Origin of the sequence: Pantoea sp. RG18 (assembly GCF_025910075.1) — a bacterium.
In the GTDB taxonomy this organism is placed as follows: Bacteria; Pseudomonadota; Gammaproteobacteria; order Enterobacterales; family Enterobacteriaceae; genus Pantoea; species Pantoea agglomerans.
This window is the reverse complement of sequence record NZ_JAPCIL010000013.1, coordinates 37,753-52,535: the sequence shown is the minus strand read 5'-3', so window position 1 is coordinate 52,535 and position 14,783 is coordinate 37,753. Positions and strand designations below refer to the sequence as shown.

17 protein-coding genes are annotated in these 14,783 nt (G+C 55.5%); 11 read left to right on the top strand and 6 right to left on the bottom strand.

Going from position 1 to position 14,783, the window contains the following annotated elements; genetic code table 11:
* Window positions 1-2: 2 nt before the first annotated feature.
* The 7 genes from OK409_RS14645 (at window position 3) to coaD (ending at window position 7,216) form a co-directional block, all read left to right on the top strand.
* A complete protein-coding gene (locus OK409_RS14645; protein ID WP_033773154.1) occupies window positions 3-1,007 on the top strand; it encodes a glycosyltransferase family 8 protein in 1,005 nt (334 codons plus the stop codon).
* 327 nt (window positions 1,008-1,334) lie between these two features.
* Entirely contained in the window at window positions 1,335-2,321 is a 987-nt protein-coding gene (locus OK409_RS14640) for a glycosyltransferase (protein ID WP_264367180.1), read from the top strand.
* A gap of 73 nt (window positions 2,322-2,394) precedes the next feature.
* On the top strand, window positions 2,395-3,471 hold the full coding sequence (gene rfaQ / locus OK409_RS14635; protein ID WP_010672090.1) for a putative lipopolysaccharide heptosyltransferase III: 1,077 nt from the start codon (window positions 2,395-2,397) through the stop codon (window positions 3,469-3,471).
* Window positions 3,464-4,597, top strand: coding sequence for a glycosyltransferase family 4 protein (locus OK409_RS14630; RefSeq protein WP_163799712.1), 1,134 nt, complete (start codon window positions 3,464-3,466; stop codon window positions 4,595-4,597). Before rfaQ ends, OK409_RS14630 begins: the two co-directional genes overlap by 8 nt.
* 92 nt (window positions 4,598-4,689) lie before the next feature.
* Window positions 4,690-5,964, top strand: coding sequence for a lipid IV(A) 3-deoxy-D-manno-octulosonic acid transferase (gene waaA / locus OK409_RS14625; protein WP_010258275.1), 1,275 nt, complete (start codon window positions 4,690-4,692; stop codon window positions 5,962-5,964).
* Window positions 5,964-6,740 carry a glycosyltransferase family 2 protein gene (locus tag OK409_RS14620; protein ID WP_010672093.1) on the top strand — a complete coding sequence of 259 codons (777 nt, stop codon included), beginning with the start codon at window positions 5,964-5,966 and terminating at the stop codon, window positions 6,738-6,740. Before waaA ends, OK409_RS14620 begins: the two co-directional genes overlap by 1 nt.
* Window positions 6,737-7,216: a pantetheine-phosphate adenylyltransferase gene (coaD, locus tag OK409_RS14615; RefSeq protein WP_010258279.1), complete on the top strand. Its 480-nt coding sequence runs from the start codon at window positions 6,737-6,739 to the stop codon at window positions 7,214-7,216. Before OK409_RS14620 ends, coaD begins: the two co-directional genes overlap by 4 nt.
* Here coaD and mutM read toward each other — a convergent pair.
* From mutM to radC, 4 genes are all read right to left on the bottom strand, one after another.
* The gene (gene mutM, locus OK409_RS14610) at window positions 7,213-8,022 is read right to left on the bottom strand and encodes a bifunctional DNA-formamidopyrimidine glycosylase/DNA-(apurinic or apyrimidinic site) lyase (RefSeq protein ID WP_010258280.1); all 810 of its coding nucleotides are present in this window, start codon (window positions 8,020-8,022) and stop codon (window positions 7,213-7,215) included. The two genes, coaD and mutM, sit on opposite strands and share 4 nt — an antisense overlap.
* Window positions 8,023-8,091: 69 nt before the next feature.
* Window positions 8,092-8,259 carry a 50S ribosomal protein L33 gene (rpmG, locus tag OK409_RS14605; RefSeq protein WP_003024094.1) on the bottom strand — a complete coding sequence of 56 codons (168 nt, stop codon included), beginning with the start codon at window positions 8,257-8,259 and terminating at the stop codon, window positions 8,092-8,094.
* Between the two features lie 19 nt (window positions 8,260-8,278).
* The gene (rpmB, locus tag OK409_RS14600; RefSeq protein ID WP_006121249.1) at window positions 8,279-8,515 is read right to left on the bottom strand and encodes a 50S ribosomal protein L28; all 237 of its coding nucleotides are present in this window, start codon (window positions 8,513-8,515) and stop codon (window positions 8,279-8,281) included.
* 241 nt (window positions 8,516-8,756) lie between these two features.
* The gene (radC, locus tag OK409_RS14595; RefSeq protein WP_010258361.1) at window positions 8,757-9,413 is read right to left on the bottom strand and encodes a RadC family protein; all 657 of its coding nucleotides are present in this window, start codon (window positions 9,411-9,413) and stop codon (window positions 8,757-8,759) included.
* Between the two features lie 180 nt (window positions 9,414-9,593).
* Here radC and coaBC point away from each other — a divergent pair, with 180 nt between their 5' ends.
* From coaBC to slmA, 3 genes are all read left to right on the top strand, one after another.
* Window positions 9,594-10,814, top strand: coding sequence for a bifunctional phosphopantothenoylcysteine decarboxylase/phosphopantothenate--cysteine ligase CoaBC (gene coaBC / locus OK409_RS14590; RefSeq protein WP_182500989.1), 1,221 nt, complete (start codon window positions 9,594-9,596; stop codon window positions 10,812-10,814).
* The gene (gene dut, locus OK409_RS14585; protein WP_022624903.1) at window positions 10,792-11,250 is read left to right on the top strand and encodes a dUTP diphosphatase; all 459 of its coding nucleotides are present in this window, start codon (window positions 10,792-10,794) and stop codon (window positions 11,248-11,250) included. Before coaBC ends, dut begins: the two co-directional genes overlap by 23 nt.
* Before the next feature lie 120 nt (window positions 11,251-11,370).
* Window positions 11,371-11,967 carry a nucleoid occlusion factor SlmA gene (slmA, locus tag OK409_RS14580; protein WP_010258372.1) on the top strand — a complete coding sequence of 199 codons (597 nt, stop codon included), beginning with the start codon at window positions 11,371-11,373 and terminating at the stop codon, window positions 11,965-11,967.
* 35 nt (window positions 11,968-12,002) lie between these two features.
* Here the strand turns inward: slmA and pyrE are convergent, their stop codons facing one another.
* On the bottom strand, window positions 12,003-12,644 hold the full coding sequence (gene pyrE / locus OK409_RS14575; protein ID WP_010672097.1) for an orotate phosphoribosyltransferase: 642 nt from the start codon (window positions 12,642-12,644) through the stop codon (window positions 12,003-12,005).
* A 49-nt stretch (window positions 12,645-12,693) separates the two neighbouring features.
* A complete protein-coding gene (gene rph, locus OK409_RS14570; RefSeq protein WP_010258378.1) occupies window positions 12,694-13,410 on the bottom strand; it encodes a ribonuclease PH in 717 nt (238 codons plus the stop codon).
* A gap of 150 nt (window positions 13,411-13,560) precedes the next feature.
* Here rph and OK409_RS14565 point away from each other — a divergent pair, with 150 nt between their 5' ends.
* Window positions 13,561-14,745: a NupC/NupG family nucleoside CNT transporter gene (locus tag OK409_RS14565; protein WP_010672098.1), complete on the top strand. Its 1,185-nt coding sequence runs from the start codon at window positions 13,561-13,563 to the stop codon at window positions 14,743-14,745.
* Window positions 14,746-14,783: the final 38 nt, after the last annotated feature.

Sequence of the window (14,783 nt, the reverse complement as noted above, 5' to 3'; positions counted from 1 at the left end):
TAATGGCAATTACCCCTCTTGCTGAGGCCGTTCAGCAAAGTCAGCTGCTGGTTAACACGCTTGCTGACACGGATGATAATCCGGTTCATGTTGCGTTTGGCATCAACTACGCCTACGCGCGTGGCCTGGGCATTACGTTGTTTTCACTTCTCAGCCATCATCCTGATACCGCTTTCCACGCCCATGTTTTTTCAGACTCGCTTTGCGAAGAGGATGTGGAAAAACTGCGTTCACTGGCCACGGGCCATCGTCTGGCGATCACGCTGCATATCTTTAACCGTGCCTGGGTTGATCAGCTGCCTGCGGTCGGACGCTATCCCAAAAGTATCCACTACCGTTTCCTGATCCCGGAAACCGTAGCGAGCTACAGCGATCGGGTGATCTATATTGATGCTGACACCCTGGTGGTGGGCGACTACTCTCCCCTGTTCACACTGGATATCACTGATTACACGCTGGCGGCCTGTAATGACACACCGCGAGCGCGACATAACCAGTGCGCAAGGCTGGGGCTGAAGCACCACCACTATTTCAACTCCGGCTTTATGCTGATTAATATTCCACGCTGGCTCGAAAGGCAGACCACCGCGCGCATTACCGACGTGCTGGTAACGCGGGGCGCAGAGTTTGGTTTTCCCGATCAGGATGCGCTGAATATCGTGCTGGAGGATGAGGTCCTGATCCTGCCAGACCGCTATAACCACATTTACGACATCATCGCCAATAAAGTCTGGGATCACACGAGCGTGCCAGAAGAGACGGTAATGATTCACTACACCGGTAAATGCAAACCCTGGCATGCATGGGCTGGCAGCGATCTTTCCCAGCGCTACTACAGCTATTACCAGCGCTCCCCCTGGGCTTCACAACCGCTTGATACGCCAAAGCATTATAAAGAGATGAAGCGATTCGCCCGCGTAAAGTGGCATCAGAAACAGTATGCTGAAAGCCTGAGCTGGATGATGAAGTATGTCAGTCTCAAGTTTTTTAAGCAGAGTGAGCAATAGCACACTCAGGTTTATCAGATTGATACGGGCGCTGTTATTTCAGCGCCTGACTTTCCCGCCATTTATCCCGCCAGCTGTTTGCCACAACCTCTGTAATAACGGCGCTGACAGCAAGCCAGCATAATAATCTGTTTACCTGCACGGCCACATTGCGTAAAAAAAGCGCATATAGCGCATTATTATTGTCGGGCGTGGTTTTTAGTAAAGCAGGGATGCAACATCGTTTTATAATTGTGAACTCCCTGATTTCACTCTGCTGATTTGGAAATGATTTATGACGAGGCAACGCCTTTTCGCAGTGAATACAATGCTGGTGCAGATATTGTCATGAGTACTTCTCCTCTGCTGAGTATCATTACCCCGATGTACAATGCGGGCAGCATGTTTGATGAGTTCATGCAGTCACTGCTGGCGCAGACGCTGACTCTGCTTGAGATCATTATCGTCGATGACGGTTCAACCGATGGCTCAGGCGAGCGCGCCGATCAGTATGCACAGCAGCATTCTCACATTCGTGTGATACATCAGAAAAATGGCGGCGTCTCGCGCGCCCGCAACGCCGGACTGGCGATTGCCCGCGGGAAATATGTCACCTTCCCTGATGCGGATGACACCATGCAACCCGATATGTATCAGACGCTGGTGACGCTGGCGGAAGCAGATAATCTGGATGCGGCACAGTGCAACGCCGAGTGGTTTTTCAAACACAGCCAGCGGGTAAAGCCGCTGATTCCGCTGGATCGCCTGCGCAGCACGCCGGTGCTGAGCGGTGCCGACTGGCTGAATACCGCGCTAAAAACCCATCGTTATATGCATGTGGTCTGGCTGGGCATCTATCGCCGGGAACTGATTGAGCAGCATCAGTTGCAGTTTGAACCCGGCCTGCATCATCAGGATATTCCCTGGACCACCGAGTTTATGCTGCTGGCAAAACGCGTGCGTTATACCGAAGCGGTACTCTATCGCTACTATATGCACGACGCCTCAATCAGCAATCGCAAACGTACCGGCGAGCGCAACGTAGAGTATCAGCGTCACTACATGAAGATTGCGCGACTGCTGGAAGAGCTCAATGACCGCTATCGTGACCGCGTGAAGATCTACCCGTCGTTTCACTATCAGGTGACCCATGAAGCGCTCAGCGTTTGCCACAGTGTAAGACGTGAGCCTGACGCCCGCGCACGCCAGGCAATCATTGCCGAGCTGTTCGCCACCCGGACGCACCTGCGCATGTTACGCAACGCCCGGGGAATTAAGCAGTGGTATCAGTTGCTGTTGTGGCTGGCCCGGCTCTATCGCTGGCGTGATAAATAACCTTTGAGGCTGGCTTTATCCTAAAAAGGGTTTGCCCTACAATCGGTTCACTGAATTCTGAGAACTCTTGTTTATGGCCAGCCTGACTCCAGCAAACATCTCTCCAAAAAATATATTACTGATTAAGCTGCGCCATCATGGTGACATGCTGCTCACAACGCCCGCCATCAATGCGCTTCATGAGCGTTATCCGCAGGCCAGCATCGACGTGTTGCTCTATCAGGAGACGCGTCCGATGCTGGAAGCGCATCCGGCTATCCGCCATTTGCACGTCATCGATCGTAAATGGAAGCAGGAGGGCACCTGGCGCAAGCTGGGCCATGAGCGTGCATTAATTCGCGCCATACGTGACGCACATTATGATCTGGTGATTAATCTGGCCGATCAGTGGCGGGCTGCCCTGATTACGCGGCTCTCTGCGGCACCCGTTCGCATCGGTTTTGCCTATAAAAAACGCGATAACGTCCTGTGGCGATGGTGTCACAACCAGCTAGTCTCCACACACAATCACAGCAAGCTGCATACCGTTGAGCAGAATATGTCGGCGCTGGCACCCCTCGGCATCAGCAGCGACGGCGCACGGGTCTCAATGCACTACAGCGACGCTGACCAGCAAATTGTGCTGACCCGACTGGCAGAACACCAGGTAACCGCGCCCTATATTGTGGTGCAGCCGACCTCACGCTGGGGCTTTAAATGCTGGGAAGAGGAGAGTGTTGCCGCCACGCTCGATCAGCTGGCGCAGCCGGGCCGCAAAGTGGTGCTGACCGCCGGGCCGGACAAACAGGAGCTGGCGATGATCAACCGCATTCGGGCACTGTGTGCGTCGCCGGATGTGGTTTCGCTGGCCGGTCAGTTTACTCTGCCACAGCTGGCGGCGCTTATCGATCATGCCCGGCTGTTTATTGGTGTCGACTCTGCACCAATGCACATGGCCGCCGCACTTGAAACGCCCTGTATTGCGCTGTTTGGCCCGACCAAGCTGCAGCACTGGCGGCCATGGGGCGACAATAATCATGTCATCTGGGCGGGGGATTATGGCCCGCTGCCCTCACCCGATTCCATCGACACCAAAACAGACCAGCGTTATCTGTCGGCCATTCCGGTGAAGGATGTGGTCGCGGCAGCGAGGAGTTATCTGAATGAGTAAGTTACGGCTGGCGATTGTCCGGCAGAAATATCGTCCGGATGGCGGTGCCGAGCGTTTTATCTCGCGCGCGCTGGAAGCGCTGGGCAGCGAGCAGCTCGATCTCAACATCATTACCCGCAGCTGGCAGGGCACACCCAATCCTGACTGGCATCTGCATATCTGTAATCCTGCAAAGCTGGGCCGGGTATCCCGTGAGCGCGGTTTTGCCCTTGCAGCACGCGCCTGCTGGGAGCGCGAAAAGTTCGATATTGTGCAAAGCCACGAGCGCATCGCGGGCTGTGATATTTTTCGCGCGGGTGATGGTGTTCATCGCGTCTGGCTGGAACAGCGCGCCCGCATCGTCTCATCGTGGCAACGACTGAGTGCTGTGCTCAGCCCTTATCATCGCTATGTCCTGCAGGCGGAAGCGGAGATGTTTAACTCTCCGACGCTGAAAGCGGTAATCTGTAATTCTGAGATGGTAAAGCGCGATATCCTGCGCTGTTTCTCGCTCGACGCCGGAAAAATCCACGTTATTCATAATGCTATCGATGCCAGCCGTTTCCAGCCCGCCACGGAAGCTGCACGTCGCGCCACCCGTCAGCAGCTGGCGCTGCCCGATGCGGCCACCGTACTGATTTATGTCGGCTCCGGCTTTGAACGCAAGGGGTTGAAAGCGGCGATAAAGGCGCTGGCTGCCAGCGACCGTTATCTGATTGTGGTGGGTCAGGATAAGCAACTGCAACGGTATCAGCAGCTGGCAAATCAGCTTAACTGTCTGGATCGCCTGCGCTTTGTCGGCGTACAGCAGGATGTGCAGCCGTTCTATCACGCGGCTGATGGCCTGCTGCTGCCCACCCTCTACGATCCTTTTCCTAATGTGGTACTGGAGGCGATGGCCTGCGGCTTACCGGTGATTACCAGCACTGGCTGCGGTGGCGCAGAATTTATTACCGCTGGTCAGGAAGGCTTCGTCTGTGATGCGTTGGATATCAACGGGTTAAATCAGGCTGTTAATGCAATACCGGCGCTTTCCGTCGATTCACGAATGGGTGACGCGGCGCGGCGCAAAATTGAACCTTATGGTCCACAACGGCTGGCGCAGGCGCTGACTTCGCTTTATCAGCAGGTCCTGAGCAGCAACTGACAATGTGGGATGAGTGCATGCGGGGTTTCTGATAACATGCCGCCATCTGATTTTAATCTGCTTTTAGACGCGAATTTGCTGTAACGGTAACTATGACGACCTTTTACACCGCATTGCTCTACTTAATTCAGCCACTGATTTGGCTGCGCCTGTGGCTGCGCGGTCGTAAAGCGCCTGCCTATCGCAAACGCTGGGCAGAACGCTATGGCTATTGTGTCGGCAAAGTTAAGCCCGACGGCATTGTGCTGCACTCGGTCTCTGTGGGTGAAACCCTGGCTGCGATCCCGCTGGTGCGCGCTCTGCGTCATCGTTACCCGACCCTGCCGATTACCGTCACCACCATGACGCCTACCGGCTCTGAACGCGCGCAATCTGCATTTGGCAAAGATGTGCATCACGTCTATCTGCCTTATGATCTGCCGGGTTCGATTAATCGTTTTCTGGATACGGTCAACCCACGCCTGGTGATCATCATGGAAACCGAGCTGTGGCCGAATATTATCCGCATTCTGCACCAGCGTAATATTCCGCTGGTGATCGCCAATGCCCGCCTCTCGGCCCGATCGGCCAAAGGCTACCGCAAGCTGGGTAAATTCATGCGCCGACTGTTGCAGAGCATCACGCTTATCGCGGCGCAGAATGCGGAAGATGGCGACCGCTTCCTGAGCCTGGGCCTGAAACGTTCTCAACTAACGATTACCGGCAGCCTGAAGTTTGATATTTCCGTGACGCCAGAACTGGCCGCCAGAGCGGTGACGCTGCGTCGTCAGTGGGCGCCGCGCCGTCCGGTGTGGATCGCCACCAGCACGCACGAAGGTGAAGAGGCCATTGTGCTGGATGCTCATCGCCGCCTGCTGCAGACCTTCCCGGATTTGCTGCTGATTCTGGTGCCCCGCCATCCCGAGCGTTTTAACGATGCCCGTGAACTGACGCAGGAACGCGGCTTCAGTTTTATCCTGCGCAGCAGCGGCGAGATCCCTTCTGGCTCAACGCAGGTGGTTATCGGAGACTCAATGGGCGAACTGATGCTGCTATACGGCATTGCCGATCTGGCCTTTGTCGGCGGCAGCCTGGTTGAACGGGGTGGACACAACCCGCTGGAGCCTGCTGCCCATGCGCTTCCGGTTCTGATGGGACCCCATATCTGGAACTTCAAAGATATCTGCAGCAAGTTGCAGGAAGGCCAGGGGCTGATCACCGTCACCGACGTGATTTCGCTGGAAAAAGAGGTCACCAACCTGTTACAGGATGATGATTACCGCCGTTATTACGGACGTCATGCGGTAGACGTGCTGCACCAGAATCAGGGTGCGCTACAGCGTCTGCTACAGTTACTCGAACCGCATCTGCCACCACGGGCCCACTAATGTCAGCACGCCAACGTCTTTCCGTGGTGATGATCGCCAAAAACGAAGCGGAACTGCTGCCTGACTGCCTGGCCTCGGTCAGTTGGGCCGATGAAATTATCGTGCTGGACTCAGGCAGCCATGACAACAGTGTCGACATCGCCTCACAGGCTGGGGCGAAGGTCTACCACAATGATGACTGGCAGGGCTATGGCATCCAGCGCCAGCGCGCGCAGCACTATGCCACCGGCGACATGATTCTGATGATCGATGCGGATGAACGCGTGACACCTGAACTGCGCGCCGCGATTGAGCAGGTGCTGGTCGCGCCACCCAGCCGTACGGTTTATAGCCTGGGCCGCAGTAATCTGTTTCTCGGCCGCTTTATGCGCCATAGCGGCTGGTATCCTGACCGCGTCATGCGACTCTACCCACGCACCTTCCGCTACAATGACAATCTGGTGCATGAATCACTGCAGAGTGACGGCGCGCCGGTGGTGGCATTACCCGGCGATCTGCAGCATCTGACCTGCCGCGATTTAATCGCCTTTCAGCGCAAGCAGCTGGCTTATGCCGAAGCCTGGGCTACGGAACGCCATCGGCGCGGTAAGCGTTGCAGCCTGTTTTCTCTGTTCAGCCATACGCTGGGCGCGTTTATGAAAACCCTGCTGCTGCGTGCCGGTTTTCTTGACGGAAAGCAGGGCTGGATTCTGGCGGTGGTCAATGCGCAATATACCTTCAATAAATATTCAGCCCTCTGGGCGCTGAATCATGCTTCGGCAAAAGGGCGAGTATGATCACGAAAGCCATCTATCCCGGAACGTTCGATCCTGTGACGCTCGGCCATCTCGACATCGTGACGCGAGCAGCGCAGATGTTTGATCAGGTCATTCTGGCCGTTGCCGCCAGCCCCAGCAAAAAACCAATGTTCAGCCTGGATGAGCGCGTGGCGCTGGCCGGTGAAGTGATAGCCCATCTGCCCAACGTTGAAGTGGTCGGATTCAGCGACCTGATGGCGAATTTCGCCCGTGACCAGCAGGCGAATGTGCTGGTTCGTGGCTTGCGTGCGGTGTCAGACTTTGAATATGAAATGCAGCTGGCGCAGATGAATCGTCACCTGCTGCCAACGCTGGAGAGTGTTTTCCTGATGCCGTCTGAAGGCTTCTCGTTTATCTCATCTTCGCTGGTCAAAGAGGTGGCGCGTCACGGCGGCGATGTGACCGCCTTCCTGCCCGCGCCGGTGCATCAGGCATTGCTGGCTAAACTGGCTTAATGCTGGCAATTCGGGCACCAGTAGGTGCTGCGCTGTCCATGTCTGCCGCTGACAATCGGCGTACCGCATGCCCGGCAGGGTTCGCCTGCCCGCCCATAAACCTGTAACTGCTGTGCAAAATAGCCGGGTTTACCGTCGGTCTGTAAGAAGTCACGCAGTGTGGTTCCGCCCTGCTCAATGGAGCGTAACAGCACCGCTTTGATGGTATTGACCAGCAGTTCCGCTTCGGCCTGCGACAGACTGCCGGCAGCACGATCGGGAATGATCCCGGCGGTAAACAGTGACTCGCTGGCGTAAATGTTGCCCACGCCCACCACCACTTTGTTATCCATCAGCCACTGCTTGATGAGCGTCCGCTTGCCGCGTGACTTCTCAAACAGGTAAGTGCCGTCAAACTCCTCGCTAAGCGGCTCCGGCCCGAGATGTGCCAGCACGCTGCTGCCCGCCAGATCGCTGCTCCAGAGCCAGGCGCCAAAGCGGCGCGGGTCGGTGTAGCGCAGCACTTTGCCGTTGCTCATGACCAGATCAACATGGTCATGCTTCGCCGCTGGCAGCTCTTCTGACAGCACGCGCAGGCTACCGGACATGCCAAGGTGGATAATGATCCAGCCATGCGGCAGCTCCAGCAGCAGATATTTCGCCCGGCGCTGCACACTGAGCACCGGCTGATCGCTCAGCGCCAGGATCTCCTGCGAAACAGGCCAGCGCAAACGTGAATTACGCACCACGGCGTGAAGGATGGTTTCACCGACCAAATGCGGTTCGATACCGCGACGGCTGGTTTCAACCTCTGGCAACTCTGGCATACCCTCTCCTCAGCGTTTTACACAAACAAAAAACCCGGCCGGAGCCGGGTTTTTAGCAGAACACTAAAATTACTTAATTTTAGCTTCTTTGTAGAGCACATGCTGACGTACAACCGGATCGAACTTTTTCAGTTCCAGCTTCTCTGGTTTAGTACGTTTGTTCTTCGTGGTGGTATAGAAGTGACCTGTACCAGCAGAGGAAACCAGCTTGATCTTCTCACGAATACCTTTAGCCATGATTCAGTTCCTTAGTACCTTAGTACTTCTCACCACGGGCACGCATATCGGCTAACACCGTATCAATGCCCTTTTTATCAATAATACGCATACCTTTAACAGATACACGCAGAGTAACGAAGCGCTTCTCGCTCTCAACCCAAAAACGGTGTGAGTGCAGGTTCGGAAGGAAACGGCGTTTCGTCGCGTTCATTGCGTGGGAACGGTTGTTACCCGTCACCGGACGCTTTCCAGTTACCTGGCAGACTCGTGACATGTCAATATCTCCAAAAATCAAATCAGCTCGAGCTTTAAAAATTAGGTTTGGGCCGCCTCGTCAGGCTTGCAGCCCGCCAGGCGAATTCCATGGAACCCGCTAAGCTGGCCTAACCGCCAAACCCGAGATTCTCAAAGGTGGCGTAGTATACGCCGCTCAGCCCAAGTGCTCAAGTCCCGAACAGATAAAGATCCCGAATGATCGGGCAAAAAGCCGCCACCTGGCGTGAAATTCCCCCCTGTCAGAGCCATCCCCGCTCGGCAAAGGAGACATATTCGCCATGCCCAATCACCAGATGATCGAGCAGACGGATGTCGAGTAGCTGGCAGGCTTCGCTGACTTTATGGGTCACTTCACGGTCTGCACGGCTCGGCTCCGCCATGCCCGACGGGTGATTATGCGCCAGTATCAGAGCGGCAGCATTGAGCTTCAGCGCTTCCCGGACAATCTCGCGGGGGTGAACTTCCACGCTGTTAATGGAACCAGAGAACATATTTTGTGCCCGTAGCACCCGATGCTGATTATCCAGAAACAGTGCCATAAAGATCTCACGCTCCTGATGGGCTAACAGACTTTGCAGATACTGGCGCGTGATTTGTGGATTTTCCATTGCGCTTTCGCGGGCCAGCTTACTGGCGAAAAAACGCTTCGCCAGTTCGGCAATCGCATGAAGTTGTGCCAGCTTGGCATCGCCGACCCCTTTGATTTCACCGAATGCCGCTTTGTCTGACGTCATGAGCTGATAAAGCGAGCCAAAACCGTCCAGCATCTGTCCGGCCAGCTCCAGGACGTTCTGTCCAGGCGATCCGGTACGGAGAAAAATGGCCAGTAGTTCGGTATCGCTGAGGGCATGCGCACCCAGCTTCCGGAGTTTTTCCCGTGGTCCCTTTATTTTCATGTCCGCTCTCCCTGAGATGAGCCTCAGCATGGCCCATCATGAAGAGTGCAGCTATCAGTGAAGCTGCAATCTACGAGACGGCTCGCAAACGCAGTCAGTGAAAAGGCGCATCCGCGCTTTTGTGATAAAGTCCGTGCATTCGCCGCCGCGAGCGGCAGAGAGCTTAGTGAGGCCAACATCATGATGGGATTAGCCGGCAAAAAAATTCTTCTTGGCGTGAGCGGCGGTATTGCTGCTTATAAAGCACCTGAGCTGGTGCGCCGCCTGCGCGATCGCGGTGCTGATGTCCGCGTGATGATGACAGAGGGTGCGAAAGCATTTATTACTCCGCTCAGCCTGCAGGCTGTCTCCGGCTATCCGGTATTTGACGATCTGCTTGATCCGGCAGCGGAGGCAGCGATGGGTCATATTGAACTGGCAAAATGGGCCGACCTTATTGTGCTGGCACCGGCCACTGCTGACCTGATTGCCCGTATTACTGCCGGTATGGCAAACGATCTGGTGACGACCGCCGTGTTAGCGACGGCCTCACCCGTGGCAGTGGTGCCCGCTATGAATCAGCAGATGTATCGTGCGGCGGTGACCCAGCATAACCTGCAGAGCCTGCAGGCGCGTGGCGTGCTGATTTGGGGACCGGACAGCGGCAGCCAGGCCTGCGGCGATGTCGGGCCGGGCCGGATGCTCGACCCGCTGGTGATTGTTGACCATGCGGTGCAGTGGGCTACGCCCGTCAACGATCTGCAACATCTCAACATTATGATTACCGCCGGCCCTACCCGTGAGGCGCTGGACCCGGTGCGCTACATCACTAACCACAGCTCCGGCAAAATGGGCTTTGCTATTGCCGACGCCGCCGCCAGACGCGGTGCACAGGTCACGCTGGTCAGCGGCCCGGTCACCCTGTCTGCGCCAGCGGGTGTGCGGCGAATTGATGTGACCAGCGCGCTGGATATGCAGGCCGCCGTCATGAGTGAGATAGATAAACAACATATTTTCATTGCAAGCGCAGCCGTGGCAGACTACCGGGCAGCCGATATTGCGGCCGATAAAATCAAGAAACAGGGCGGCGATGATAACGTCACGCTGAACCTGGTAAAGAATCCCGATATTGTTGCCGGCGTCGCTGCACTTCAGGAAAACCGGCCATTCGTCGTTGGATTTGCTGCTGAAACACAGAATGTGGAAGAATACGCCCGGCAAAAACGGGTGCGCAAGAATCTGGATCTGATCTGCGCTAACGACGTCGCTAAAGCCGGACAGGGGTTTAATAGCGACACCAATGCTCTTCACCTTTTTTGGCAGGATGGAGAAAAACGCTTACCGCTCAGCGATAAGTCTCTCCTTGGCCAACAATTAATAGACGAGATTGTCAGCCGTTATGATGAAAAAAATAGACGTTAAAATCCTGGATCCGCGCGTCGGCAAAGAGTTTCCACTGCCGACCTACGCGACTTCAGGTTCCGCTGGGTTAGATTTACGCGCCTGCATTGATGATGTTCTCGACATCGCACCAGGCACCACAACGCTGGTTCCGACCGGCCTGGCAATTCATATTGCCGACCCCGATCTGGCCGCTGTGATCCTGCCGCGCTCAGGCCTTGGCCATAAACATGGCATCGTGCTGGGCAACCTGGTGGGTCTGATTGACTCCGACTATCAGGGACAGCTGATGGTCTCGGTCTGGAATCGCGGCCAGGAAAGCTTCTCGCTGCAACCCGGCGATCGCATGGCACAACTGGTCTTTGTACCGGTGGTGCAGGCGGAATTTAACCTGGTCGAAGATTTCGACGCCAGCCTGCGCGGCGAAGGCGGCTTCGGCCACTCCGGTCGCCAGTAACCCGCATTACCGACTTTCACTTACGCCCGTTATTTTTTCCTCATCGCCACAGGACGCGTTCCTGTGGCAGATGCGTAGGTGTTGCCTGTTTTTAGGTGAATTTCAGGGGTCTTTAAGGTCATGGCAGAAAAAAAAGTCGCGAAGCGGAATCGTCGCGAAGAGATTTTGCAGGCGCTGGCGCAGATGCTGGAGTCGGGTGATGGCAGTCAGCGCATTACCACAGCCAAACTGGCAGCCACGGTGGGCGTTTCCGAAGCGGCGCTGTATCGTCACTTCCCGAGTAAAACACGAATGTTCGATAGCCTGATTGAGTTTATCGAAGACAGTCTGATTACCCGCATCAATCTGATCCTCAAGGATGAAAAAGAGACCATGACGCGTCTGCGTCTGATCGTGCAACTGATTCTGGGATTTGGTGAGCGTAATCCGGGACTGACGCGCATTCTGACCGGCCATGCATTGATGTTTGAGCAGGACCGACTGCAGGGACGCATCAATCAGCTGTTTGAGCGGATTGAAGTGCAGCTGCGACAGGTGATGCGGGAACGGAAAATGCGCGAGGGCGAAGCCTTTCAGGCTGATGAGGCGCTGCTGGCAAGTCAGTTGCTGGCATTCTGTGAGGGTTTACTGTCACGGTATGTCCGTTCTGAGTTTCGTTTCAGTCCTACCGCAGACTTTGAGGCTCGCTGGCCGCTGATTGCCGCGCAGCTGGCGTAAAGCGTAAAAGAAGGCGGGCATTGCGCCCGCCTCTGTTAAATCCCGTACGCTTTCTGATAGGCACGTACCTGAGCCAGATGATCGGCCATCTCAGGCTTCTCTTCCAGCCAGGCAATCAGGTCTGCCAGCGTAATAATTGCGGTCACTTTGCAGCCGTAATCACGTTCCACTTCCTGAATCGCCGACATTTCTCCGCGTCCACGCTCCTGACGATCAAGCGAGACCAGCACGCCTGCCAGAGTGGCGTTGTGCGCACCGATAATATCCATCGACTCACGAATTGCGGTGCCTGCGGTGATCACATCGTCCACCAGCATCACTTTGCCCTGCAGCGGACTGCCAACCAGCAGGCCACCTTCGCCGTGATCTTTCGCTTCTTTACGGTTAAAGCAGTAAGGCACATCGCGGTCATGATGATCCGCCAGCGCCACCGCCGTGGTGGTGGCAATCGGAATGCCTTTATAGGCCGGGCCGAACAGCAGATCAAACTCAACAGCGCCATCCACCAGCGCCTGCGCGTAGAAGCGTCCCAGCAGCGCTAAATCCCGTCCGCTGTTAAACAGACCAGCATTAAAGAAATAGGGGCTTTTACGCCCGGACTTCAAAGTGAACTCACCGAACTTCAGCACCTGCTTGTTCAGGGCAAATTCAATAAACTGACGCTGCCAGGCTTTCATTTCTCACTCCTCAAATAAAGAAAAGGCGACTCTGAGGTCGCCTGTTACATCAATTTTCCAGCGCTGCTTTCTGCGCCTGAATTAATTCCTCAATTCCGCCCCGAGCCAGCGCCAGTAGCGTTAACAACTCTTCATGGCTGAACGGTTCGCCTTCGGCAGTGCCCTGCACCTCGATCATGCGGCCATCTTCCAGCATCACGACGTTCATGTCGGTTTCTGCGGCTGAGTCTTCAACATACTCCAGATCGCACAGCGCTTCGCCTTTGACGATGCCCACTGAAATCGCCGCGACCATGCCCTTCATCGGGTTCGCTTTCAGTTTGCCGCTGGCCACCAGCTTGTTCAGCGCATCAGCCAGCGCCACACAGGCTCCGGTGATTGATGCGGTGCGAGTGCCGCCATCAGCCTGAATTACGTCACAGTCGAGCGTAATAGTAAATTCACCCAGCGCTTTAAGATCAACCGCGGCGCGCAGTGAACGGGCGATCAGACGCTGAATCTCCAGCGTACGGCCGCCCTGCTTGCCTTTTGCGGCTTCACGCGCCATACGGCTGTGCGTCGAACGCGGCAGCATGCCATATTCGGCCGTTACCCAACCCTGGCCCTGGCCTTTGAGGAAACGCGGAACCCCTTCGTCTACCGAGGCAGTGCAAAGCACTTTCGTTTCGCCGAATTCCACCAGAACGGAACCCTCTGCGTGTTTGGTGTAATTGCGGGTCAATGTGACTGGACGCACCTGTTGTGCGCTACGGCCTGCTGGACGCATGGGTATTCTCCGGCTTGCTAATGATTGGCTGCGCATTATACGGACTTCCTTGTCCGCTGTCTCTTACGCTGGTCTGACGCAGGCATCAGATGAAATTCCCCGCCAGCTGTGGCTAAATGCGCGTTCCTTTCTCTCTGATAAAAAAGACATATGGCCGCCATTCTTCATTTCCTGCTGGCGCTGGTGGTGATTTTTGCCCTTGCGCTGCTGGTCAGTCATGACCGTAAACAGATTCGTCTGCGCTTTATTGTTCAACTGATTGTGGTGGAAGCCGCGCTGGGTTGGTTCTTCCTTCACTCTGCCGGGGGTCTGGCGCTGGTCGGTTCGTTCGCCGGTTTCTTTGAAACGCTGCTGGGTTTTGCCGCACAGGGCACGGAGTTCGTGTTTGGCGGAATGAGCAAACAGGGGCTGGCATTTATCTTCCTTGGCGTGCTCTGCCCGATTGTCTTTATTTCGGCACTGATCGGCATATTGCAGCACTGGCGCATCCTGCCGCTGCTGATCCGTATTTTCGGGACGCTGCTGTCGAAGATTAACGGCATGGGCAAGCTGGAGTCGTTCAACGCCGTCAGCACGCTGATTCTTGGGCAGTCGGAAAACTTCATCGCTTATAAAGGGATTCTGGGTGATATCCCGCCACGCCGGCTCTACACCATGGCGGCGACCGCGATGTCTACCGTTTCGCTGTCGATTGTCGGTGCTTATATGTCGATGATCGAACCGAAGTATGTGGTTGCGGCACTGCTGCTTAACATGTTCAGCACCTTTATTATCCTGTCGATCATCAACCCGATGAAAAGCCAGGATGAGCAGCCTATCGCGCTGGATAAACTGCATGAAGAGCAGAGCTTCTTTGAGATGCTGGGTGAGTACATCCTGGCAGGCTTCAAAGTCGCGATGATTATTCTGGCCATGCTGATTGGCTTTATTGCCCTGATTGCTGCCGTCAACGCGCTGTTTGCGGCGGTGTTCGGCTACAGCTTCCAGCAACTGCTCGGCTACCTGTTCTATCCTCTGGCCTGGCTGATTGGCATTCCCAAAGCCGATGCCCTGCAGGCGGCCAGCATCATGGCAACCAAACTGGTGGCGAATGAGTTTGTGGCGATGATTGAACTGCAGAAAGTCGCGGCGGGCATGAGTGCGCGTGGGCTGGGTATTCTGTCGGTGTTCCTGGTCTCGTTCGCTAACTTTGCCTCTATCGGCATTGTGGCGGGTGCAATAAAAGGACTGAATGAGAAACAGGGAAATGTGGTTTCCCGTTTTGGCTGGAAGCTGGTCTATGGCTCCACGCTGGTCAGTCTGCTCTCCGCAGCCTTTGCTGGTCTGTTTATCTGATTATTCAACGGGCGGCAGTTCTGCCGCCCGCTTTCGCC

Bases quoted from the DNA above. Each gene is read 5' to 3' on its own strand.
- OK409_RS14645 (WP_033773154.1), top strand. From the start codon at position 3: ATGGCAATTACCCCTCTTGCTGAGGCCGTTCAGCAAAGTCAGCTGCTG.
- slmA (WP_010258372.1), top strand. From the start codon at position 11,371: ATGGCAGAAAAAAAAGTCGCGAAGCGGAATCGTCGCGAAGAGATTTTG.
- OK409_RS14640 (WP_264367180.1), top strand. From the start codon at position 1,335: ATGAGTACTTCTCCTCTGCTGAGTATCATTACCCCGATGTACAATGCG.
- rfaQ (WP_010672090.1), top strand. From the start codon at position 2,395: ATGGCCAGCCTGACTCCAGCAAACATCTCTCCAAAAAATATATTACTG.
- coaD (WP_010258279.1), top strand. From the start codon at position 6,737: ATGATCACGAAAGCCATCTATCCCGGAACGTTCGATCCTGTGACGCTC.
- OK409_RS14620 (WP_010672093.1), top strand. From the start codon at position 5,964: ATGTCAGCACGCCAACGTCTTTCCGTGGTGATGATCGCCAAAAACGAA.
- mutM (WP_010258280.1), bottom strand. From the start codon at position 8,022: ATGCCAGAGTTGCCAGAGGTTGAAACCAGCCGTCGCGGTATCGAACCG.
- rpmB (WP_006121249.1), bottom strand. From the start codon at position 8,515: ATGTCACGAGTCTGCCAGGTAACTGGAAAGCGTCCGGTGACGGGTAAC.
- coaBC (WP_182500989.1), top strand. From the start codon at position 9,594: ATGATGGGATTAGCCGGCAAAAAAATTCTTCTTGGCGTGAGCGGCGGT.
- waaA (WP_010258275.1), top strand. From the start codon at position 4,690: ATGACGACCTTTTACACCGCATTGCTCTACTTAATTCAGCCACTGATT.
- dut (WP_022624903.1), top strand. From the start codon at position 10,792: ATGATGAAAAAAATAGACGTTAAAATCCTGGATCCGCGCGTCGGCAAA.
- pyrE (WP_010672097.1), bottom strand. From the start codon at position 12,644: ATGAAAGCCTGGCAGCGTCAGTTTATTGAATTTGCCCTGAACAAGCAG.
- OK409_RS14565 (WP_010672098.1), top strand. From the start codon at position 13,561: ATGGCCGCCATTCTTCATTTCCTGCTGGCGCTGGTGGTGATTTTTGCC.
- rph (WP_010258378.1), bottom strand. From the start codon at position 13,410: ATGCGTCCAGCAGGCCGTAGCGCACAACAGGTGCGTCCAGTCACATTG.
- OK409_RS14630 (WP_163799712.1), top strand. From the start codon at position 3,464: ATGAGTAAGTTACGGCTGGCGATTGTCCGGCAGAAATATCGTCCGGAT.
- rpmG (WP_003024094.1), bottom strand. From the start codon at position 8,259: ATGGCTAAAGGTATTCGTGAGAAGATCAAGCTGGTTTCCTCTGCTGGT.
- radC (WP_010258361.1), bottom strand. From the start codon at position 9,413: ATGAAAATAAAGGGACCACGGGAAAAACTCCGGAAGCTGGGTGCGCAT.